Origin of the sequence: Micromonospora psammae, from assembly GCF_036902725.1 — a bacterium.
Lineage (GTDB): Bacteria > Actinomycetota > Actinomycetes > Mycobacteriales > Micromonosporaceae > Micromonospora.
Window position 1 is genome coordinate 33,690 of record NZ_JBAKHM010000001.1, and the last position, 21,468, is coordinate 55,157.

A 21,468-nucleotide genomic window follows, 5' to 3' on the forward strand; every position below is an offset into this window, starting at 1 on the left:
GTGGCCGTGCAGGACATCATGCCGACCTGGGTGGGGGCGACCGCCAGGCAGATCGCCCGGGGCGTACGCCGCGGCGACGTCTCCGCCACCCAGGTCGTGGCCGACCACCTGGACCACATCTCCCGGGTCGACGCCGAGCTCGCCGCGTTCCGCGTGGTACGCGGCGGGGAGGCGATCACCGAGGCCGAGAAGGTCGACGAGCAGGAGGACCTGGCCAACCTCCCGCTGGCCGGGGTGCCGGTCGCGGTCAAGGAGAACACCCCCGTCGCGGGCCTGCCCACCTGGAACGGCTCGGCGGCGGTGCGTACCCCGGTGGCCGAGGCCGACCACGAGGTGGTCCGCCGGCTGCGCGGCGCCGGGGCGGTGATCCTCGGGGCGACCCGGATGCCGGAGCTCGGCCTCTGGGGCAGCACCGACGACGAGACCGCCGTCACCCGCAACCCGTGGGACACCCGGCGCACCCCCGGCGGCTCCTCGGGCGGGGCCGCCGCCGCGGTGGCGGCCGGGCTGGTGCCGATCGCGCACGGCAACGACGGCCTCGGCTCGGTCCGCATCCCGGCGGCCTGCTGCGGGCTGCTCGGGCTCAAGCCGGGCCGCGGCGTCGTCCCCTGCCAGCTCGGGGCGGAGGACTGGTTCGGCCTGACCGAGCACGGGATGCTCACCACCACGGTCGCCGACGCGGCGGTCGGCTTCCAGGTGCTCGCCGGCCGTCGCCCGGAGAAGCTGGTCCCGCCGCCCCGGCTGCGGGTGGGCGTCTCGCTGCGCTCCCCGGTGCGCGGCGTCTCGCCGGACGAGCCCAACCGGGACGCGGTGGCCGCCGCCGGCCGGCTGCTCGCCGCCGCCGGACACGACACGGTCCCCGCCGACCCGGTCTACCCGACCGCGCTCGGGTTGCAGGGCATCGCCACCTGGTTCGCGGCCGCCGCCGCCGACGTGCGCGCCGCCGGCCTGGACCGGCGCGGCCTGCAACGGCGCAGTCGCCGGCACGTCGCCCTCGGCGAGTGGGCGCAGCGGCGCGGCTACGTCCGGGAGTCCGACCGGGCCGCTTGGCGGGACCGCTCGATCGGCTTCTTCGCCGACCACTCGGTCGACCTGCTGCTCACCCCGGCGCTGGCCGGCCCGCCGCCGGAGGCCGCCAACTGGGCCGGCCGCTCCTGGCTGGCGAACGTGAAGGCCAACATCCGGTACGCCCCGTACGCCGCACCGTGGAACATCGCCGGCCTGCCGTCGATGGTGGTGCCGGTGGGTCGCCGGCCGGACGGCCTGCCGGTCGCCGCGCAGCTGATCGGCCCGCCCGGCTCGGAGCTGCTGCTGCTCGCCGTCGCCGGGGAGTTCGAGCTGCAGGCCCCGTGGTCGCGGCACGCCCCGGGCTATCCCCGGGTCGGCACGGGGTCGCCGGCGATCGCATGACCGTCCCGCAGCAGCCGGTGACCGTACCGTCGCCGCAGGTGCCGGCCGGCGCGCCCCCGGCGTCGCCGCCGGTCCCACCGGGGGCGGATGGCACGATCGGGGCATGACGGAACTGGTCGGTCTCGCCGACGTACAGGCCGCGCGGGAGCTGCTCGCGGGCGTCACCCGGACCACCCCGCTGGAGCCCTCCCGGCCGCTCAGCGCCGCGCTCGGCGGCCCGGCCTGGCTCAAGTGCGAGAACCTGCAACGCGCCGGGTCGTACAAGGTGCGCGGCGCGTACGTGCGGATCTCCCGGCTGTCGGCGCAGGAGCGGGCCGGTGGCGTGGTAGCGGCCAGCGCCGGCAACCACGCGCAGGGGGTGGCGCTCGCAGCCGGCCTGGTGGGCACCCACGCGACCGTCTTCATGCCGGTGAACGCGCCGCTGCCCAAGGTGGCCGCCACCAAGGGGTACGGCGCCCAGGTCGAACTGGTCGGCAACACCGTGGACGAGTCCCTGGTCGCCGCGCAGACCTTCGCCGAGCGCACCGGCGCGGTGCTGATCCACCCCTTCGACCACGCCGACGTCATCGCCGGTCAGGGCACGGTGGCGCTGGAGATCCTCGAACAGTGCCCGGACGTGCGAACCATCATCACCGGTGTGGGCGGTGGTGGGCTGATCTCGGGCATGGCGGTGGCGGCCAAGGCGCTGCGCCCCGACGTGCGGATCGTCGGAGTGCAGGCGGCCAGCGCGGCCGCCTTCCCGCCCTCACTGGTCGCCGGCGAGCCGGTCCGACTGCCGGCCTTCTCGACGATCGCCGACGGCATCGCCGTCGGCCGGCCCGGGGAGATCACCTTCACCCACGTCCGCAAGCTGGTCGACGAGATCGTCACGGTCTCCGAGGAGGACATCTCGCGGGCGCTGCTGATGCTGCTGGAGCGTGGCAAGCAGGTGGTGGAGCCGGCCGGCGCGGTCGGGGTGGCGGCGCTGCTGGCCGGGGTCGTCGAGGTGGAGGCGCCGGTGGTCGCGGTGCTCTCCGGCGGCAACATCGACCCGCTGCTGATGCTGCGGGTGATCGAGCACGGGCTGGCCGCGGCCGGGCGGTACCTGCGGGTCACCGTCCGCTGCTCGGACCGGCCCGGCCAGCTCGCCTCGCTGCTCACCGAGATCGCCGAGCACCGGGCGAACGTGGTCGACGTGGAGCACCAGCGGGCCAACCCGCACTTGCGGCTCGGTGAGGTCGAGGTGGCGCTGTCGGTGGAGACCCGCGGCGTGGAGCACTCCGACACGCTGATCAGCGCCCTGCGGGCCAGCGGCTACCAGGTGGTCTTCGCAGCCGAGGCGTGACACCCACGGGTGCCACGCCTCGGTTCGTACACGATCGGGCCCGCTGGGTCGCGGACCCGGCGGGATGGGCCTCAGCCGGAGAACGGCTCGAAGCTGACCACGGTCACCTTGATGTCGGCGCCGCTGGGTGCCGTGTAGGTGCAGGTCTGGCCGGCGCGGCCGCCCAGGATCGCCTTGCCGAGCGCCGACTCGGGGCTATAGACGGTCAGCTCGGTGGTGGCGGCGATCTCCCGGGAACCGAGCAGGAAGGTCTCGGTGTCTTCCTTGTCGTCGTCGAAGTAGATCGTCACCACCATGCCGGGCGACACCGCGTCGGCGGTCGGCGCCTCGCCCACCTGGGCGGTGCGCAGCAGCTCCTTGAGGTAGAGGATGCGACCCTCGGCCTTGCCCTGCTCCTCGCGGGCGGCGTGGTAGCCACCGTTCTCCCGCAGGTCGCCTTCCTCGCGCCGGGCGTTGATCTCGGCGGCGATGACCGGCCGGTTGGCGATGTGCTCGTCGAGCTCGGCCTGCAGGCGGTCGTACGCGTCCTGGGACAGCCAGGTGGCGGGCGCCTTGTTGTCATTGGTGGACACAGGCGTACTCCTCGGTTGTGCGGGACTGGCTGACAGGTGAGTTACCAAGTTACCAGTGCGGCACACCCGCAGGTGTCGCCGATCACCCGCGGTACGGGTGCCCGCACCGGACGTACCGGACGTTTCCGCTGCTCGGGCGGGATCAGGCGGCCGGCCGGCAGCGTAGGACCTCGCCGATGAAGGGCCGTTCCGTGGTGGTGACCCGGTGTCGGGCGACGACCTGCCGCTCGCCGGCCGCCGCGGTGACCGCCACCTCGGCCCGGCCCACCTCGGCCCCGTCGTGGGAGCGTGCCCGCAGCAGGCACACCCCCGACCCGCCCTCGGGCAGGGTGACCCGGAAGTCCACCCGTACGCCGGAGTCGTCGATGTCGGTGTAGGTGATCACCTGGGCGTCGTACGCCGGATCGCCGTAGCGGGCGTAGAGCTGCGCCGCGGCCAGGCCCAACCCGGCGACCAGGGCGGCCACCAGGAGTCCGACCAGCAGCGGCCGGCGGCGTCCGGGTTCGCGGCGGCGGCCGTACCGACCGGCCGGGAACACCGGCGCGCCGGAGGGAATTGTGGCGTGCGTCTCGGTCACCGGCGGGTATCTCCTGGCATTGTCGTCGGCGGCATCGGCAAGAATGGCAGAGTCCATCTTCCCAGCCCGGAGCTGAACCAAGAATGGCAGGTCGGCGGCCACGCCGACAGGTCACCCGGTGACCGGCTCCCCGCCGGGGAGATATGTCGGCAGTGCAGCCGGGCGGCCCGGGCCGGGCCGTCAGCGGGGGAGGAGCGCCCAAGTTGGCAGAGCAGCTGCGTCTGATGGCCGTGCACGCGCACCCGGACGACGAGTCGAGCAAGGGCGCCGCGACCACGGCGAAGTACGTCGCCGAGGGAGTCGACGTACTGGTCGTGACGTGCACCGGGGGCGAGCGCGGCAGCGTGCTCAACCCGAAGATGGACCGGCCGGACGTGTGGGCCAACATCGCCGACATCCGCCGCGCGGAGATGGACGCCGCGCGCGCCATCCTCGGCATCGAGCAGGCCTGGCTCGGCTTCGTCGACTCGGGACTGCCCGAGGGCGACCCGCTGCCCCCGCTCCCGGAGGGCTGCTTCGCCCTTCAGGACGTCGAGGTGGCGGCCGGGCCGCTGGTGCGGCTGATGCGCGAGTTCCGCCCGCACGTGGTCACCACGTACGACGAGGAGGGCGGGTACCCGCACCCCGACCACATCATGACCCACAAGATCAGCGTGGCGGCCTTCGAGGCGGCCGGTGACCCGGAGCGGTACCCCGAGCTGGGCGCCCCCTGGCAGCCGCTGAAGCTCTACTACGACATCGGCTTCTCCAAGGGCAAGATCCTGGCGCTGCACGAGGCGATGCTCGCCGCCGACCTGGCCTCGCCGTACGGGGAGTGGCTCGAGCGCTGGGAGGACCGCCCCGACAAGGGGCCCCGGATCACCACCCGGGTCGAGTGCGCCGAATACTTCCCCGTCCGCGACGACGCGCTGCGCGCCCACGCCACCCAGATCGACCCGGACGGCTTCTGGTTCCACGTGCCGATGGAGCTCCAGCGGCGTGCCTGGCCCACGGAGGACTTCCAACTGGTCCGTTCGCTGGTCGACAGCCCGCTGCCCGAGTCGGACCTCTTCGCCGGGGTCCGCGAGACGGCCCATGCCTGCTGACCGTGGCGAGGGCTACGCTGAAAGCCCACCGCACATCGGAGAAACACCATGCTGACCGCCGCCCAGGTCCTCGCGGAGAACAACTTCGGTGACACCCGCACGGGTGGGCTGGCCGGACCGACGGGCCTGCTCCTCATCCTGCTCCTGGCCACCGCCACCGTCCTGCTGATCCGCAACATGAACTCCCGGCTGCGCCGGCTGCCCGACCGGTTCCCCGCGCAGGGCCCGGCCGACGACCTCGGCCGGGCCGACACGTCGGCCGTGGATCCGGCGGACGACCCCACGCCGCAGGAATCACGTACGAACGCCCCCAACGGCCGCCAGCAGCGCCGGAACGGGTAGTCGGAGCCGGATTCACGCCGATCCGGGTCGTCGCCCCCTGTTGCGGCCACCCGGATTGGCTTAGCCTTCCGCCGGGGGGACCGAAAGTCCCTGAGCCGTGCGCGGGAGGGGGCGCCATGACCGTCGCGACAGCGCGCGTCCCCGCCACCGGTCGGACGGCGGACGGAGCGGGCCGGTGACCTCCGGCAGGGCCGACGGCGTCGCCGGCCCGCCCGACACCCGTGACACGCCGCCACGGGTGCTCCTGCTGACCGCCGCGGTCACCCTCACCGCCGTGGCGGCGGTCGCGCTCGGGCTGAGCGTCCCGGCCGTCCTGCCCCCCGACGATCCGCTTCCTGCGCCGGCCCGGTTCGGCATCGCGGTCGCGGCCTTCTCGGTCGCCCAACTGGCCCGGCTGCGGTTCCGCACCGCCACCGGCATGGTCAGCATCACCTGGGGCGAGGCCGCGCTCATCGTCTGTCTCTACCTGGCGCCGGCCGGCTGGCTGCCGGCCGCGGCGCTGCTCGGCGTCGGGCTCTCCTGGACGGCGATGTCGGTGGTGGCCGACCGCCGGCCCCCGGTCGAGGTGCTGCGGATCGCCGCGTCGATCACCGCCGCCACCGCGCTCGGCGTCGCCGTCGCCTCCGCGCTCGGCGAGCCGCTGCTGGCGGCGCCCACCCCCGGGCTCGCGTCGGCCCTGATCGCCGGCTCGGTGGCGTACCTGCTCGCCACCGCCGGGCTCGGCGGCGCCACCCTGGCGCTGCGGCACGGGGTGGCGCTCGGCCCGCCGGTGTTCACCGCGCTCCGCGGCAAGCTGCTGATGTTCGTGGGCAACGTGGCGGTCGGCCTCGCCGTGGTCGCGCTGCTCGAGGTCGACGGCCGGTGGCTGCTCCTCCTGCCGCCGCTGCTCTGGCTGCTCCAGCAGACCTACCGGCACCGGCTCCGCGCCGACCAGGAGCGGCGTACCTGGCGGGCGTTCGCCGAGGCGACCGCGGCGCTCAACCAGCTCGACGAGCGGGGCGTGGCGACCGCCGCGGTGGCCGGCGCGCTGACCCTCTTCGGCGCCGAGCTGGTCGACGTCGACGTGGCCCGCGGCGAGGGCCGGTGGCGGCGCTACCGGGGCGACGCCTCCGGCCAGGTGCGCGATCGGGAGGTGGGCCCGCCGGCGCTCGCCCCGACCGGGGAGCACGAGCTGGTCCGCCGGCTCGCGGTCGGCGACGTCGAGGTGGGCGAGCTGCGGGTCCGGTTCCCCGCCTCCGCGCCGCCGAGCGCCCGCGAACGCGACGGCGTGGCGGCCTTCTCCGACGCGCTCGCCGCCGCGCTGCACGACGCCGCCACCCACCGGGAGCTGCGGCTGGTCAACGCGCGGTCGTCGTACGAGGCGGTGCACGACGCGCTGACCGGGCTGGTCAACCGGGCCGCCATGCTCGGCAAGGGCGACCAGGCGCTGCGCCAGCTCCCGCACGACCACCCGGTGGCGCTGCTGCTGCTCGACATCGACCAGTTCAAGGAGGTCAACGACACGCTCGGGCACGCCGCCGGCGACCAGCTGCTCCGGTTGACCGCCAACCGGCTGGGCACCCTGGCCCGCCCCGGCGACCTGCTCGGGCGCCTCGGCGGCGACGAGTTCGCCCTGCTGCTGACCTCGGTGCCGGTGATCGGCGACCGGACCGCCCCGATGGCGTACGCGCTGCGCCAGGCGCGGGAGATCGCCGAGCGGCTCGCCGCGCCGACCGAGGTGGCCGGGGTGCGGATGTCGGTCGAGGTCTCGGTGGGGGTGGTGGTCGCCGACGCGGGCACGGCCGACCTGACCGAGCTGCTGCGCCGGGCGGACATCGCCATGTACCAGGCGAAGGAGGGCGGCGGCAACGTCGCCGCGTACGACAGCTCCCGGGACGCCGCCAGCACCGACCAGCTGGCCCTGCTCGCCGAGCTGCGGGAGGCCCTCCAGGCCGACGACCAGCTGGTGCTGGCGCTGCAACCGGCGGTGGACCTGGCGACCGGCGCGCCGACCGGGGTGGAGGCGCTGATCCGTTGGCGGCACCCGCGGCGCGGCTGGTTGAACCCGGCGGACTTCATCCGGCCGGTGGAGAACAGCGAGCAGCTCGGCACCTTCACCCGGTACGTGCTGGACAAGGCGCTCTCGGTGGCCGCCGAGTGGGCCCGCGACGGCCTGGACGTGCCCATCTCGGTGAACCTGTCGGCGCGCAGCCTGCTCGACACCCGACTGCCGAGCGAGATCGCCGAGGCGCTGCGCCGCCACCAGGTGCCGCCGCGCCGGCTGGTCCTGGAGATCACCGAGACGGTGGTGATGAGCGAGCTGGAGGTCATCGACGAGGTGCTCGCCACGCTGCGGTCGATGGGGGTGCAGTTGGCCGTCGACGACTTCGGCACCGGCTTCTCGTCGCTGACCTTCCTCACCCGGATCGCGGTGGACGAGTTGAAGGTGGACCGGTCGTTCGTGATCCGGATGGCCGACTCGCCGGAGGCGGCGGCGATCGTCCGGACGACGGTGGGGCTCGCCCACGAGCTGGGCCTGCGGGTGGTCGCCGAGGGCGTCGAGACCGCCGAGCAGCGGCTCGCCCTGACCGAGCTGGGTTGCACCGCCGCCCAGGGCTACCACTTCTTCAAGCCGATGCCCGCCGACAAGATCGGCGCGGTGCTCGGCTCGCTGCGCGGCGCCGCCGGCTCGAACGTCTTTCCGCTGCGCGCCGACGGCGCCTCCTGACCGCCGGGCCCTCTTCGCCCGCTCCGCGGTGCCCTCTTTCATGCGGTCCCGGGCCGCCCCCGCGCGGCCCGGCTGCGAGCTGCGCCGTCGCGGGTGCGCTGCCGACCGCGAGATGCGGCGTGTCGGGGTGTCCGGGCGGCGGAACACCCCGACACGCCGCGAACCGGGGCCCGGCCGCGAACCGGGGCCCGGCCGCGAACCGGGGCCCGGCCGCGAACCGGGCCCGGCCGCGGGTCAGCCGCGGGGAAGGACCTCGCCGACCACGGCGGGCAGGGCCGCCCAGTCGGCCGAGGTGACGCTGGCGTGCGCCGCCGCGAGTTCGGCGACGCGGGCGCGGGCGGCGTCCGGGTCGGTGTTCCCCACCGCCGGCGGGACGTTCTGCGCGTCGGTCATCACCAGCAGGTAGTGGTTGGCGTGATACCAGGCGGTGTCGATGCCGCCGGTCACGTAGGCGCTGGCGTCGCCGTCGAAGACGACGAACCAGGGCCGGAGGCTGACCTCGGTGTAGCGGGTGCGGGGGTCGCCGGCCTGAGCGTTGTGCACGGCCGGGAAGGCCTGCGCCCGGACCAGGGTGCCGGCCGCCGCCAGGGCGGACAGGTGGCGCGCGTACTCGACGTCGGTGCGCAGCGTGTCGGTCGGGTTGCCCTCCTCGACCGTGCCGGGGATCAGCTCGACGATCACCTTGCCGGCGAGCTGCTGCCGGGTCGGCCAGGCGTCCGCCCGGGCGGCGGCGTCCAGCGACGCGTACCCACCCTTGAGGTCGGCCGGGCGGAACACCCGGTCACCCAGGCGGGCGGCGAGCAGCGCGTCGAGCTGCGCCGGTCCCTGCCCGGTACGGGAGCTGAAACCGGTCTTCAGTTCGAGCTTCAGGATCAGTGGCCCGGCGTCCGGGTGGGCCCCCAGCCAGAGCCGGATGTCGTCCAGGCAGTGTTCGAGGTTCTTGTTGCGGGTGCCGGTGTAGAGCTGCGTGGCGCTGGTGGCGGCGACACAGTTGTTGTCGTTGCCCACCGGGTTCGAGTGGCTGACCCGCCACTGTCGGGCGAACACGTCCGGCCAGACGTCCAGCTCGATCAGGCCGGGCCGGGCGTCGAGCGACTGCGCCAGGTAGGTGTAGGTGCCGCGTTCGTAGGCGTTGTGGGTGCCGACGACCGTGGTCGCGGAGACCCGGACGGTCGGCTCCACGGCCGCCGACGCCGGCTGGCCGGCGAGCACCGCTGCGAGCACCGCGGTGCAGGTGAGGGCTGACAGGGGACGGGTTCCGCGCATGTGTGCCTCCTCGGGCGCCGGCGGTCGTCGCCGGACATGCACAGATATAAATGTAGGAACGTGAACGGGGGAAGACCCCGGGATGCCGCTGGTCCGACCGGTGGGCGGACGCGGAGCTGGATATGGTCGTCGGGTGAACCGACTCGCTCAGGCCACCTCGCCGTACCTGCTCCAGCACGCCGACAACCCGGTCGACTGGTGGCCGTGGTGCGACGAGGCGTTCGCCGAGGCGAAGCGGCGGGACGTGCCCGTGCTGATCTCGGTGGGCTACGCGGCCTGCCACTGGTGCCACGTGATGGCGCACGAGTCGTTCGAGAACGAGCACGTCGGCGCCCTGCTCAACGACGACTTCGTGGCGATCAAGGTGGACCGTGAGGAGCGGCCGGACGTCGACGCGATCTACATGACCGCCACCCAGGCGATGACCGGGCAGGGCGGCTGGCCGATGACGGTCTTCGCCACCCCGGACGGCACCCCGTTCTTCTGCGGCACCTACTTCCCGCGGGCCAACTTCGTCCGGCTGCTCGAGTCGGTGGCGACCGCCTGGCGGGACCAGCGGGAGGCCGTGCTGCGCCAGGGCGCCGCGGTGGTCGAGGCGATCGGCGGCGCCCAGGCCGTCGGCGGCCCGACCGCCCCGCTCACCGCCGAACTGCTCGACACCGCCGCCGACCAGCTCGCCGAGGAGTACGACGCGACGAACGGCGGCTTCGGCGGGGCGCCGAAGTTCCCGCCGCACATGAACCTGCTCTTCCTGCTGCGCCACCACCGGCGCACCGGCGCGGAGCGCAGCCTGGAGATGGTCCGGCACACCTGCGAGGCGATGGCCCGCGGCGGCATCTACGACCAGCTCGCCGGGGGCTTCGCCCGCTACTCCGTGGACGGGCACTGGACGGTGCCGCACTTCGAGAAGATGCTCTACGACAACGCGCTGCTGCTGCGGGTCTACACCCAGCTGTGGCGGCTCACCGGGGACCCGCTGGCCCGGCGGGTGGCCCGGGACACCGTCCGGTTCCTCGCCGACGAGCTGCACAAGCCGGGGGAGGGCTTCGCCTCCGCGCTCGACGCCGACACCGAGGGCGTCGAGGGGCTCACCTACGCCTGGACGCCGGCCCAGCTGGTCGAGGCGCTGGGCGAGGAGGACGGCCGGTGGGCCGCCGACCTGTTCGCCGTGACCGAGGAGGGCACCTTCGCCCCTCATTCCGCCTCCGCGCCGCAAGACGGCACTCCGGACGGAAGGAGGGGCGTTGAGCACGGCACGAGCGTGCTGAGGCTGGCCCGGGACGTCGACGACGCCGACCCCGACGTGCGCCGCCGCTGGCAGGAGGTCGTGGGGCGGCTGCTGGCCGCCCGCGACGCCCGGCCCCAACCGGCCCGCGACGACAAGGTGGTGGCCGCCTGGAACGGCCTGGCGATCACCGCGATCACCGAGTTCCTCCAGGTCGCCGCCCTGTACGCGTCTCCCGACGACGAGGACGCGAACCTGATGGAGGGCGTCACCATCGTCGCCGACGGGGCGATGCGGGACGCCGCCGAGCACCTGGCCCGGGTGCACCTGGTGGACGGACGGCTGCGCCGCGCCTCCCGCAACGGCGTGGTCGGCGAGCCGGCCGGGGTGCTGGAGGACCACGGCAGCGTCGCCGAGGCGTTCTGCGCCATGCACCAGCTGACCGGCGAGGGACGCTGGCTGGAGCTGGCCGGACAGCTCCTCGACACCGCGCTGGCCCGCTTCGCCGCCCCGGACGGCGGCTTCTACGACACCGCGGACGACGCCGAGCGGCTGGTCGCCCGCCCGGCCGATCCCACCGACAACGCCACCCCGTCCGGCCGCTCGGCGATCGTGGCGGCGCTGGTGACGTACTCCGCGCTGACCGGGGAGAGCCGGTACCGGGAGGCGGCCGAGGCGGCCCTGTCGACCGTCGCGCCGATCGTCGGCCGGCACGCCCGGTTCACCGGCTACGCGGCTGCCGCGGGGGAGGCGCTGCTCTCCGGGCCGTACGAGATCGCGGTGGCGACCGACGACCCGGCAGGGGATCCGCTGGTCGCCGCCGCCCACCGGCACGCCCCGCCCGGCGCGGTGGTGGTCGCCGGCCGGCCCGACCAGCCGGGGGTGCCGCTGCTGGCGGACCGGCCGCTGGTCGACGGACGGCCCACCGCGTACGTCTGCCGGGGTTTCGTCTGCCAGCGGCCGGTGACCTCGGTCGACGACCTGGTCGCCCAGCTCACCTGAGCCCCCGAGATCGTGCTGGAACCAGGAGAGAGGAGCCTCCTGCCGTCGTGGCGGCCACTGCTTCCGTGATCCAGCACGATCTTGAGGGACGGCCGGGCTTGGGTGCCGGCCCTCCGGGTCGGGGCCGTCGACCGCCCGGATAGGCTGGCGGCGCTATGGATTCCCGTACCGGTCTGCCCGTCGTCGGCATGGTGGGCGGCGGCCAGTTGGCCCGGATGACCCACCAGGCCGCCATCGCCCTCGGCCAGTCGCTCCGCGTGCTGGCGCTCGCCCCCGACGACGGCGCGGCCCTGGTCGCCGCCGACGTGCAGTACGGCGACCACACCGACCTCGCCGCGCTGCGCACCTTCGCCAAGGGTTGCGACGTGGTCACCTTCGACCACGAGCACGTGCCGACGGAGCACATCCGCGCCCTCGCCGCCGAAGGGGTGAAACTCTTCCCGCCGGCCGACGCGCTGCTGCACGCGCAGGACAAGCGGGTCATGCGGGAGCGCCTGGCCGAGCTGGGCGCGCCGAACCCGGCCTGGCGCCCGGTCGCCACCCCGGAGGACCTGGTCGCGTTCGGCGACGAACAGGGCTGGCCGGTGGTGCTCAAGGCCGCCCGCGGCGGATACGACGGCCGGGGTGTCTGGATGGTCGACGACGCGGCCCAGGCCGCCGAGCTGGCCGCCACGCTGCTCGCCGGCGGCACCCTCCTGATCGTCGAGGAGCGGGTGGCGCTGCGCCGGGAGCTGGCCGTGCAGGTGGCCCGCTCGCCGTTCGGGCAGGTCGCCGCGTACCCGGTGGTGGAGACGGTGCAGCGCGACGGCATCTGTGTCGAGGTGCTCGCCCCGGCTCCCGGCCTGTCGGAGGAGCTGGCGGTCGCCGCCCAGCAGCTCGCCATCGACCTGGCCACCGCGCTGGGCGTGGTCGGTCTGCTGGCGGTGGAGCTGTTCCAGACCGACGCCGGTCTCGTCGTCAACGAGCTGGCCATGCGCCCGCACAACTCGGGGCACTGGACCATCGAGGGCGCCCGTACCTCCCAGTTCGAGCAGCACCTGCGGGCGGTGCTCGACTACCCGATGGGGGACACCTCGCTGACCGCGCCCGTCGTGGTGATGGCGAACGTGCTCGGCGGCGAGCCGGGCGGGATCTCCATCGACGAGCGGCTGCACCACCTCTTCGCCGCCGAGCCGGGCGCCAAGGTCCACCTCTACGGCAAGCAGGTCCGGCCCGGCCGCAAGATCGGGCACGTCACGGTCCTCGGTGACGACCTGGCGGACGTACGGGCGCGGGCGGCGCGGGCCGCCCGCTGGCTGCGGGAGGGGCACAGTGAGCGCGAGGAGTGAGCTTGCGAGCCCCGCAGTCGCGAACGAAGGGAAGCCGCGTGAGCGCGAGGAGTGAGCTTGCGAGCCCCGCGGTCGCGAACGAAGGGAAGCTGCACGTGAGCACCGTCGGACTGATCATGGGCAGCGATTCGGACTGGCCGGTGATGAAGGCCGCCGCCGAGGCGCTGGACGAGTTCGCGGTGCCCTACGAGGTCGCGGTGATCTCGGCGCACCGGACCCCGGTCAAGATGATCGAGTACGGCCGCGACGCCGCCGACCGGGGGCTCAAGGTGATCATCGCCGGGGCGGGTGGCGCGGCCGCCCTGCCGGGCATGGTCGCCTCGGTGACCCCGCTGCCGGTGATCGGCGTGCCGGTGCCGCTGAAGCACCTCGACGGGATGGACTCGCTGCTCTCCATCGTGCAGATGCCGGCCGGCGTGCCGGTGGCCACCGTGTCGATCGGCAACGCCCGCAACGCCGGGCTGCTCGCCGTCCGCATCCTGGCCGCCTCGGACCCGGCACTGCTGGAACGGATGACCGCCTTCCAGGCGAGCCTGGAGGAGTTGGTGGCCGAGAAGGACGCCGCCCTCCGCGCCTCCCTCACCTGACCCACTCACGCCGCAGGGACCCTCCGCCTCACCTCATGCCGCGTAGCGCGGTCTGCAACCGTTCCTGGGCGCGGCGGCGGCGCTCGTTGCTCGCCCCCAGCACCAGCAGGACCAGCCCGACCGGGATCAGCACCAGCCACGGCCCCAGGCTGAACAGCGCGTGCACCGCGGCGATCGCGGTGACCGTGGCGCCCACGATCACCGGTGCCTGCTGACGGCTGCTCGACCCGAAGATCAGTACCGCCACCGCGCCGAGCAGGAGCAGCACCTGCCGCAGCGTGCTGGACTCGGTGGCCAGCACGATCGCCAGGGTGGGCACGAACGCGGCGACCAGCGCCGGCCCGTACGCCACCCAGCTCGACAGGTCCGGCCGGTGCCGCAGCTCGATCACCCCGACCAGCAGGGCGAGCGCCGCGAACGGCAACGTGTACGCCTCGGGCAGTGCCACGTCGGCCACCCGCATCAGGGTCCACCAGGCGGTGATCTCGCAGGCCACCACGGCCCAGAACAGGATCTGCCGCTCCACCGGCCGGCGCCCGGGCCGCGCCGCCGCCACCCCGAGGACGGCGCCCCAGGCGGCCAGCAGGGCGGCGATGTGCCGTGGCGAGTCGAAGGCGAGCGCCAGGGCGATCAGCGCGGCGGCGTACCCGCTCCACTCCACGGTGGCCGCCTCGCGTTGCGCCTCCGGCCGCCGCAGCCGGGGCAGCGTCGCCGCGAAGACCTGCAACGCCGCGCCGACCGCGAGCACCCCGAACGCCGACCAGACCGCGGCCAGCCCGGCCACCAGGCCGACGGTGAGCACGAAGAGCTGCGCCATCAGCGAGGCGAAGAGCCAACCGAGGATGCGGGCCCGCTGGGTGGTGCCGAAGATCGCGGCGACCGCGCCGACGCCGACCGCGCCACCGAGGGTGAACAGGGTCAGGCCGCGGTCGGGGAGGCCGCCGGCCAGGCCGGCGCCGCCGGCGGCCAACCCGACGACGAAGACCAGCACCCGGGCCACCCGCAGCGAGCGGGCCCGCTCGGCCAGCGGCGGCGGCGCGGTCAGCGCGAGCCCCAGCATCGAGATCGTGAAGACCGAGAGCGCGGCCAGCGCGTTCTCCGGCCAGGCCCGGCCGAGGGCGACCGGGGTGATCAGCAGGGTCACCGCGAGCCCGGGCAGCACCACGGGTACGGCCCGGGACCGCCGCCCGCCGCTGAACCCGGTGGCGGCGAGCGCCGCGGTCGCGGTGAGCAGCAGCGCGGTCAGCACGTGCGTCGCGTCGACCGCCTCGGGGGGCGGGGTGCGCAGCTCCGGGGGTGGTCCCTGCCAGACGTGCGCGAGCATCCGGTGCGGCTCGACCAGGGCGATGTAGAGCAGCGGGGCCAGTGAGGCCAACGCCAGCAGGGTCGGCAGGGCCGCCGCGGCGAGCGCCCCGAGCGCCGGGCTGACCCGCCAGCGGCGTGCGGTGCCGTCGTCGGGCAGCCGGCGCAGCGCCCCGTCCAGCAGCACCGACCAGCGCCGCACCGGCTGCGCGGAGCCGGCGGGCGGGACGGTGGCCGCCCGGACCAGCTCGGCGAGCACCCCGAGCAGCGCCGCCGCCGCGGCGTACACCCCGGAGGGGAGTCGGGCGAAGATCGCGGCGAGTGCGCTCACGGTCGCCGCGCCGACGATCGCCGCGCTCGCGTACGGCAGGTACTGCGGCACCTGCCGGCGGACCGCGGCGACTGCGGCCAGCGTGACACTGGACGTGGCCAGCGCGGCGGTCAGCACCACCTGGGCGGAGTGACCGAACTCGGCGGCCAGGGCGGCCACCGCGCCGGGCAGCGCCAGCAGGGCGGCGCCCGCCGCCGCGCCGCCGATCTGCACCAGGTGCGGCGGCATCCCCTCGGTCTCGACGTCCTCCACCAGCGACGGGGCCAGCGTCCGGGCCAGGCCGGCGACCGCCAGCCCGATCAACGCGATGCCCCCGAGCGCCAGCGCGGTGGTCCAGGGCCGGACCAGGCCGGCTCCGGCCGCGTGCAGGGCCACCGCCCCGGCGACGGTGGCCCGGGACAGCCCGGCCCGCGGGTCGACCGAGGCCACCGCGGCCATCCCGAAGGCCGTGGCGACGGCCAGCCCGACCAGCACCGGAGACCACCAGGGCAGGTCGAACGCGGCGGGCGCGCCGATGGTGGCGAGCACCACGGCCGCACCGGCGACGTCGTACTTCCAGGGCGTCGCCAGCAGGATCCCCGCGGCCACCGCGAGCAGCACCAGCGTGACCGGTGCCTGCCAGGTGTCGCCGCCGGTCGGGGCGGCCGGCCAGCCGGTCAGGTCGCCGGCCCAGATCGGGCCGGGAGTCGCCAGCGCGCCGATCCCGCCGCGCAGGGCCGACGCGCCGGCGAGCAGGCCGATCAGGGCGCCGCCGACGGCGATCCCGAGGATCGGCCCGCGGCGCCACTCCTCCGGCATCGCCCGCGCGGCGACCGCGACCAGCAGCACCAGCGCGGCGGCCACCACGAGCTGCCCACCGGGGGAGATCACCGCGGCGATCCGGGCCAGCGTGGCGATCAGGGCGGCGGTGACCGCGGCGGCGGCCAGGTCGGAGCCGTCGAGGGTGGCGTCCGAGCGGCGTCCCGCGTCGACCTGGCCGGCGAAGACCACCAGCAGGGTGGCGACCAGCAGCAGCGCGCCCACCCAGGCGTCGGCGGCGGTCCGGCCCGGCGCGAAGAAGGCGGCGCCGACGACGGCGAGCGCGCCGAGCCCGGTGCCGACCGCGTGCGGCAGGGTGAGATGCCGTTGGGAGACCTGCACCAGGGCGGCGTAGCCGAGGGTGACGCAGACGGCGAGGAAGCTCGCCGCGAGGATCGGGACGGTCAGCTCCCGCAGCACCGCCGGGGTCGGCGCCGGGCCGGCCGGCTCGGTGGCGGCGACGAAGGCCGCCACCGCCCCGGGCAGCGCGAACGCCGCCCCGCCGGCCGCCCAGGCGGAGAGCGTGTCGGCCGCCGCCGGGGCGATCCGCACCCGGGGCGCGAACGCCGCCAACGCCCCCGCCACGGTCAGCGTGATCAGCGCGGCGGCGGTCAGCGCGGGCCGGCTCAGCGCCGCCCCGGCACCGATCACGCCGACGACCGTCGCGGTGACGGCGTGCACCAGCGCGGTGCGGGCGATGGGCGCGGCGAGGCCGAGCACCCCGATGCCGACCGCCGCCAGCACCATCGGCCAGGGCGCCGCCGCCCAGCCCAGGCCGAGGGAGGCCGGTACGGCGAGCGCGGTCAGCCCGGCGCCGACCACCGCGAACTCCCGCCGGATCTCCGGGGGCAGGGCCAGCACCGCCGCGACGGTGAGCAGCAGGGCGCTGGCCGCGAGCTGCCAGCCCGCCGGGCCGGCCGCCGCGGCGAGTTCGGCGGGGAACCGGCTCAGGTCGGCCGACCAGGCCGGCAGCGCCGCCTGGGCTGGGGCCAGGCCGGCGCGGAGCGCGCCGCCGGCCACCACCAAACCGCTGACCGTCAGCGCCGCCGCCGAGGCGAACTGCGGCCCGCGCCGGGCCGCCTCGGGTACGGCCCGCACGGCCAGCCCGGTCAGCGCGATGACCGCCGCGATCAGCAGCAGCGCCCGGCCGGGAAGGGCGACCGAGGCGATCCGTCCCAGCGCGCCGATCAACGCCAGGGTGAAGATGCCGGCGCCCACGTCGGGCAGCGGCGGGCGGCGCAGCACCAGCGTCCCGGCCAGCGCCACGGCGGCGGCCAGCAGCAGCACCGCGCCCGCCCCGACGGCCGCCGGTACGGTGCTCGCGCGCAGCAGCGCGGTGACCGCGTACGCCAGGGCCAGCGCCACCGACGCCCCGTGCAGCAGCCAGGCCAGCTGGGGCAGCCACGGCACCGGGCGTACGACGTCGGTGGGCGTCGGGGCGGTCGGGGCGGCGTCGACCACCTCGCCGGACTCCTCCGGCGCCGCCTCGGGGCGGCTCTCGGTGGCCGTACGCTGCCGGGGCGCGCTCGGCGGGCCGGGCGGGCTCGGGGGGAGGTCCTCCCGGACCGGACGTTCCAGGACCACCGTGGAGCGGACCAGCCAGAGGTCGAGCACAGCGACCACGGTGAGCGCGAGCGCCCAGCCGCCGGGGCCGGTGACCCGCTCGTAGGCGAGCAGCGGCACCACCGGCTGGGCGGCGAGCACGGCGGCGAAGCGGGGTGCGCGCAGCCCCGTGCCGCGGGCGTAGCCCAGCGCCACGGCGGTGGTGATCGCGAAGATCGCGGCGGAGAAGAGCGCACCGGAGGCCCCACCGTCGCCGATGGTGTCCACCGCCCAGAGGGCGTAGCCGGCCAGCGGCACGAGCAGGAGGCCGACCGTGGCGATCGTCTCGGCCGTCGAGGTGAGCCCGCGCCGGGCCAGCACCGGCGGGGCGAGCAGCAGCAGCACGGTGGCGACCAGCAGGATGCCCAGCCGGGCCAGGGCGTCCATCGAGCTGGTCGCCACCGCGGCGAAGACCACCGCGGCAACGGCCAGCAGCAGCGCGCCCAGCCCGAGCGGGATGTTCTGCACCTCCCGGGAGGACGCCTCCGGCGGATGCTCCGGGTCGTCCGCGTCCAGCCAGGTGGCGGTGGCCCGGGGCGGCGGCGGGTCGGCGGGCCCGGATGGCGGGGTGCCCTGCCGGGGCACCCGGGGTGGGGCGCCGGTGGTCGCGGTCGGCGGCCGGCGGCCGGGCCGCCGGCGCAGCACCCGGCGGGGGCGGGTGGCCTGCCGGACCCGTTCCTCACCGGCGTGGGCGAGGATGTCCCGCTGGAAGAGGGCGGCCTGCATCTTGGCGGCGATCTGCCGCTGCTCGCGGGCGATCTCGGCGTCGCGGGCCTTCATGTCCGCGATGGAGCGCTCGATCTCCGCGAGGTGCTCGCGCCACTGCGGCTGCTCGGCGCCGCAGTGCGGGCACCGTACGGCCGGCTTGATCTCCTGGCCGCACGAGGAGCACTGAAAGGTCTGCACGACACCCCTCCACCCGGCCGCCCGCACTGTGGACTCCCACTCCTGGCAGCATGCCCTGAGCCGGCGCGGATTTCGACACCTGGCGCTCCGTCGGGGCAACAAAAAAGCGCCGGCCGGGAAGCGGTGCTTCCCGGCCGGCGCCGCAGCGCGTCGTCGTCAGGGGCGGCCCATGCCCCGGTACTCCCAGCCGGCCTGCGTCCACAGTGCCGAGTCGAGGCAGTTGCGCCCGTCGACCACCTTGCGGCCGGCGGCCAGCTCGCCGAGGGCGATCGGGTCGGCGTTGCGGAAGTCGGCCCACTCGGTGAGCACGCAGACCAGGTCGGCGCCGGTCACCGCGTCGTTCATGCTGGCCTCGTAGGTCAGCTCGGGGGCCACCCGGCGGGCGTTCTCGGTGCCCTGCGGGTCGTACACCCGCACGTCGGCACCGGCCTTGGCCAGCAGCGCGGCGACGGCGAGCGCCGGGGCGTCGCGGACGTCGTCGGTGTTGGGCTTGAAGGTGGCGCCCAGCACGGCGATCCGGGTGCCGGAGAAGTCCGGGCCGGCCGGGCCGGAGCGGCGGCCGAGCAGGTCGGCGGCGAGCTGGAGGACCCGGGTACGGCGGCGCAGGTTGATCAGGTCGACCTCGTGCAGGAAGCGCAGCGCCTCACCGGCGCCCAGCTCCTGCGCGCGCGCCTGGAAGGCGCGGATGTCCTTGGGCAGGCAGGCGCCGCCGAAGCCGAGACCGGCCTGGAGGAACCGGTTGCCGATGCGCGGGTCGTACCCGATGGCCCGGGCCAGCTGGGTGACGTCGCCGCCGGCGACCTCGCAGACCTCGGCCATCGCGTTGATGAACGAGATCTTGGTGGCCAGGAAGGCGTTCGCGGCGACCTTGACCAGCTCGGCGGTGGCGAAGTCGGTGACCACCAGCGGGACCTCGCGGTCCTCGGTGGCGGCCAGGTCGAAGACGCCCTTGTGGGCGGCGTAGAGCATGCCGTTGGCCCACTCGCTCTTGACGCCCACCACGATCCGGTTGGGGCGCAGCACGTCGTCGACGGCGAAGCCCTCCTGGAGGAACTCCGGGCTCCAGGCCACCTCGACGCCCAGGTCGGCCGGGGTGTGCTTGCCGACCAGCTGCTCCACCCACTCGGCGGTGCCGACCGGGACGGTGGACTTGCCGACGATCAGCGCCTTGCGGGTCAGCTGCTGGGCCAGGGCGGTCACCGACGCCTCGACGTACGACAGGTCGGCGCCCATGCCGTCGGCGCGCTGCGGGGTGCCCACGCAGATGAAGTGCACGTCGCCGAACTCGGCGGTCTCGGCGATGTCGGTGCTGAACCGCAGCCGGCCGGCGGCCAGGTTGCGCTTGAGCAGCTCGTCGAGGCCGGGCTCGTGGATCGGCACCTCGCCGGCGTTGAGCTTGGCGATCTTTTCGACGTCGACGTCGAACCCGAGAACCTCGTAGCCCAGCTCGGCGTAGCAGATGGCGTAGGTCGCGCCGAGGTAACCGGTGCCCAGGAAGGTCACCCGGGGGCGGGGCGCACCCGACGGGGGCGTCACCGGGGTGATGGCCGGCACCGGCTGGATGTTCGGGTACGGGATCGTCACGCCTGTCTTCTCCGCTCGCACTGGCGTCGCTTCGTTGCGTCGCAATCGCTGGGGCGCCATGGCCGGGCACCGAGGGAACTTCGTCGTCTGGTGTGAGGGTAGTTGTGCCGGGTCGGCGGCTGTCGGGCGCGAGCCTACCCGCCGGTAGGGTCCGCTCTGACCGTGGTCGCTATCCTCAAGTCTGCGGCAGTCGGCGGCCTCCGGGCGCCACAGACTGCGCATGATAGCGGTGGAAGGGGAGGGCCGACATGGCCGCAGAGCAGTCGTTCGACGTCTACCGGTTGCCTGAGGAACACGAGGCGATCCGCGAGGCGGTCCGTGAGGTCTGTGCCGCGAAGGTGGCCCCCAACGCCGCCGAGGCGGACGAGACCGGCGAGTTCCCCAAGGCGTCGTACGACGCCCTGCGGGCCGCGGACTTCCACGCACCGCACATTCCCGTCGAGTACGGCGGCGCGGGCGCGGACGCGCTGGCCACGGCCATCGTGATCGAGGAGGTGGCGCGGGCGTGCGCCTCGTCCTCACTGATCCCGGCGGTCAACAAGCTCGGCACCATGCCGCTGATCCTGGCCGGCTCCGAGGAGCTCAAGCGGAAGTACCTGAGCCGGGTCGCCGCCGGTGACGCGATGTTCTCCTACTGCCTCTCCGAGCCGGAGGCCGGCAGCGACGCCGCGTCGATGACCACCAGGGCGGTCCGGGACGGCGACCACTGGGTGCTCAACGGCGTCAAGCGCTGGATCACCAACGCGGGCGTCTCGGAGTACTACACCGTCTTCGCTGTGACCGACCCCACAGCGCGCTCGCGCGGCATCTCCGCCTTCGTGGTGGAGAAGGGCGACGCCGGGGTCAGCTTCGGCGCCCCGGAGAAGAAGCTCGGCATCAAGGGCTCCCCGACCCGCGAGGTCTACCTGGACAACGTCCGGATCCCGGCGGACCGGATGATCGGCGCCGAGGGCACCGGCTTCGCCACCGCGATGAAGACCCTGGACCACACCCGGGTCACCATCGCCGCGCAGGCCGTCGGCATCGCGCAGGGCGCGCTCGACTACGCCAAGGGGTACGCGGCCGAGCGCAAGCAGTTCGGCAAGGCGATCGCGGAGTTCCAGGGCATCCAGTTCATGCTCGCCGACATGGGCATGAAGCTGGAGGCGGCCCGGCAGCTGACCTACGCCGCCGCCGGCCGGTCCGAGCGCGGCGACGCCGACTTGACCTACTTCGGGGCGGCGGCCAAGTGCTTCGCCTCGGACGCCGCCATGGAGATCACCACCGACGCGGTGCAGCTGCTCGGGGGCTACGGCTACACCCGCGACTACCCGGTCGAGCGGATGATGCGGGACGCCAAGATCACCCAGATCTACGAGGGCACGAACCAGGTGCAGCGGATCGTCATGGCCCGTCAGCTCCTGAAGGGTTGATCGGGGCTGTTTCTCAGTTCGTCGCGGATGTGGCCGGGCCGGTCGGCCCGGCCATTCCGTGGCTGTGCGCCCACTCGGCGGTTGACGGCGGCTTGGCGGTCACGCGGA

14 protein-coding genes are annotated in these 21,468 nt (G+C 74.8%); 9 read left to right on the top strand and 5 right to left on the bottom strand.

Going from position 1 to position 21,468, the window contains the following annotated elements; translation table 11 throughout:
- Both V6U79_RS00180 and ilvA read left to right on the top strand, forming a co-directional pair.
- Entirely contained in the window at window positions 1–1,410 is a 1,410-nt protein-coding gene (locus V6U79_RS00180; protein ID WP_334519897.1) for an amidase, read from the top strand.
- Window positions 1,411–1,513: 103 nt separating this feature from the next.
- Window positions 1,514–2,734 carry a threonine ammonia-lyase gene (ilvA, locus tag V6U79_RS00185; RefSeq protein ID WP_334519894.1) on the top strand — a complete coding sequence of 407 codons (1,221 nt, stop codon included), beginning with the start codon at window positions 1,514–1,516 and terminating at the stop codon, window positions 2,732–2,734.
- A 71-nt stretch (window positions 2,735–2,805) separates the two neighbouring features.
- Here ilvA and greA read toward each other — a convergent pair whose 3' ends face one another.
- Entirely contained in the window at window positions 2,806–3,306 is a 501-nt protein-coding gene (gene greA, locus V6U79_RS00190; protein WP_334519891.1) for a transcription elongation factor GreA, read from the bottom strand.
- A 142-nt stretch (window positions 3,307–3,448) separates the two neighbouring features.
- A complete protein-coding gene (locus V6U79_RS00195) occupies window positions 3,449–3,883 on the bottom strand; it encodes a DUF4307 domain-containing protein (RefSeq protein ID WP_334519888.1) in 435 nt (144 codons plus the stop codon).
- Between the two features lie 203 nt (window positions 3,884–4,086).
- Here V6U79_RS00195 and mca point away from each other — a divergent pair, with 203 nt between their 5' ends.
- The 3 genes from mca (at window position 4,087) to V6U79_RS00210 (ending at window position 8,017) form a co-directional block, all read left to right on the top strand.
- Window positions 4,087–4,968 carry a mycothiol conjugate amidase Mca gene (gene mca / locus V6U79_RS00200; protein WP_334519885.1) on the top strand — a complete coding sequence of 294 codons (882 nt, stop codon included), beginning with the start codon at window positions 4,087–4,089 and terminating at the stop codon, window positions 4,966–4,968.
- Between the two features lie 48 nt (window positions 4,969–5,016).
- Window positions 5,017–5,310 (top strand): hypothetical protein, encoded by a 294-nt coding sequence (locus V6U79_RS00205; RefSeq protein WP_334519882.1) that lies wholly within the window; start codon window positions 5,017–5,019, stop codon window positions 5,308–5,310.
- 238 nt (window positions 5,311–5,548) lie between these two features.
- The gene (locus tag V6U79_RS00210) at window positions 5,549–8,017 is read left to right on the top strand and encodes a putative bifunctional diguanylate cyclase/phosphodiesterase (protein WP_442933736.1); all 2,469 of its coding nucleotides are present in this window, start codon (window positions 5,549–5,551) and stop codon (window positions 8,015–8,017) included.
- Between the two features lie 234 nt (window positions 8,018–8,251).
- Here the strand turns inward: V6U79_RS00210 and V6U79_RS00215 are convergent, their stop codons facing one another.
- Window positions 8,252–9,283, bottom strand: a complete 1,032-nt coding sequence (locus V6U79_RS00215) for a phosphatidylinositol-specific phospholipase C domain-containing protein (RefSeq protein WP_334613021.1) — start codon at window positions 9,281–9,283, stop codon at window positions 8,252–8,254.
- A gap of 133 nt (window positions 9,284–9,416) precedes the next feature.
- On the opposite strand from V6U79_RS00215, the gene V6U79_RS00220 reads away from it, so the two are divergent.
- The 3 genes from V6U79_RS00220 to purE all read left to right on the top strand — a co-directional run bounded on the left by V6U79_RS00220 (window position 9,417) and on the right by purE (window position 13,425).
- Window positions 9,417–11,510, top strand: a complete 2,094-nt coding sequence (locus tag V6U79_RS00220; protein WP_334613022.1) for a thioredoxin domain-containing protein — start codon at window positions 9,417–9,419, stop codon at window positions 11,508–11,510.
- Between the two features lie 155 nt (window positions 11,511–11,665).
- A complete protein-coding gene (locus V6U79_RS00225) occupies window positions 11,666–12,838 on the top strand; it encodes a 5-(carboxyamino)imidazole ribonucleotide synthase (RefSeq protein WP_334519872.1) in 1,173 nt (390 codons plus the stop codon).
- Window positions 12,839–12,933: 95 nt separating this feature from the next.
- Window positions 12,934–13,425, top strand: coding sequence for a 5-(carboxyamino)imidazole ribonucleotide mutase (purE, locus tag V6U79_RS00230; protein ID WP_334519869.1), 492 nt, complete (start codon window positions 12,934–12,936; stop codon window positions 13,423–13,425).
- 28 nt (window positions 13,426–13,453) lie between these two features.
- Here purE and V6U79_RS00235 read toward each other — a convergent pair whose 3' ends face one another.
- Both V6U79_RS00235 and V6U79_RS00240 read right to left on the bottom strand, forming a co-directional pair.
- Window positions 13,454–18,364 (bottom strand): SCO7613 C-terminal domain-containing membrane protein, encoded by a 4,911-nt coding sequence (locus V6U79_RS00235; RefSeq protein ID WP_334613023.1) that lies wholly within the window; start codon window positions 18,362–18,364, stop codon window positions 13,454–13,456.
- 156 nt (window positions 18,365–18,520) lie between these two features.
- Window positions 18,521–19,948 (bottom strand): UDP-glucose dehydrogenase family protein, encoded by a 1,428-nt coding sequence (locus tag V6U79_RS00240; protein WP_334613024.1) that lies wholly within the window; start codon window positions 19,946–19,948, stop codon window positions 18,521–18,523.
- A gap of 248 nt (window positions 19,949–20,196) precedes the next feature.
- Here V6U79_RS00240 and V6U79_RS00245 point away from each other — a divergent pair, with 248 nt between their 5' ends.
- On the top strand, window positions 20,197–21,360 hold the full coding sequence (locus V6U79_RS00245; RefSeq protein WP_334519861.1) for an acyl-CoA dehydrogenase family protein: 1,164 nt from the start codon (window positions 20,197–20,199) through the stop codon (window positions 21,358–21,360).
- Window positions 21,361–21,468 lie beyond the last annotated feature (108 nt).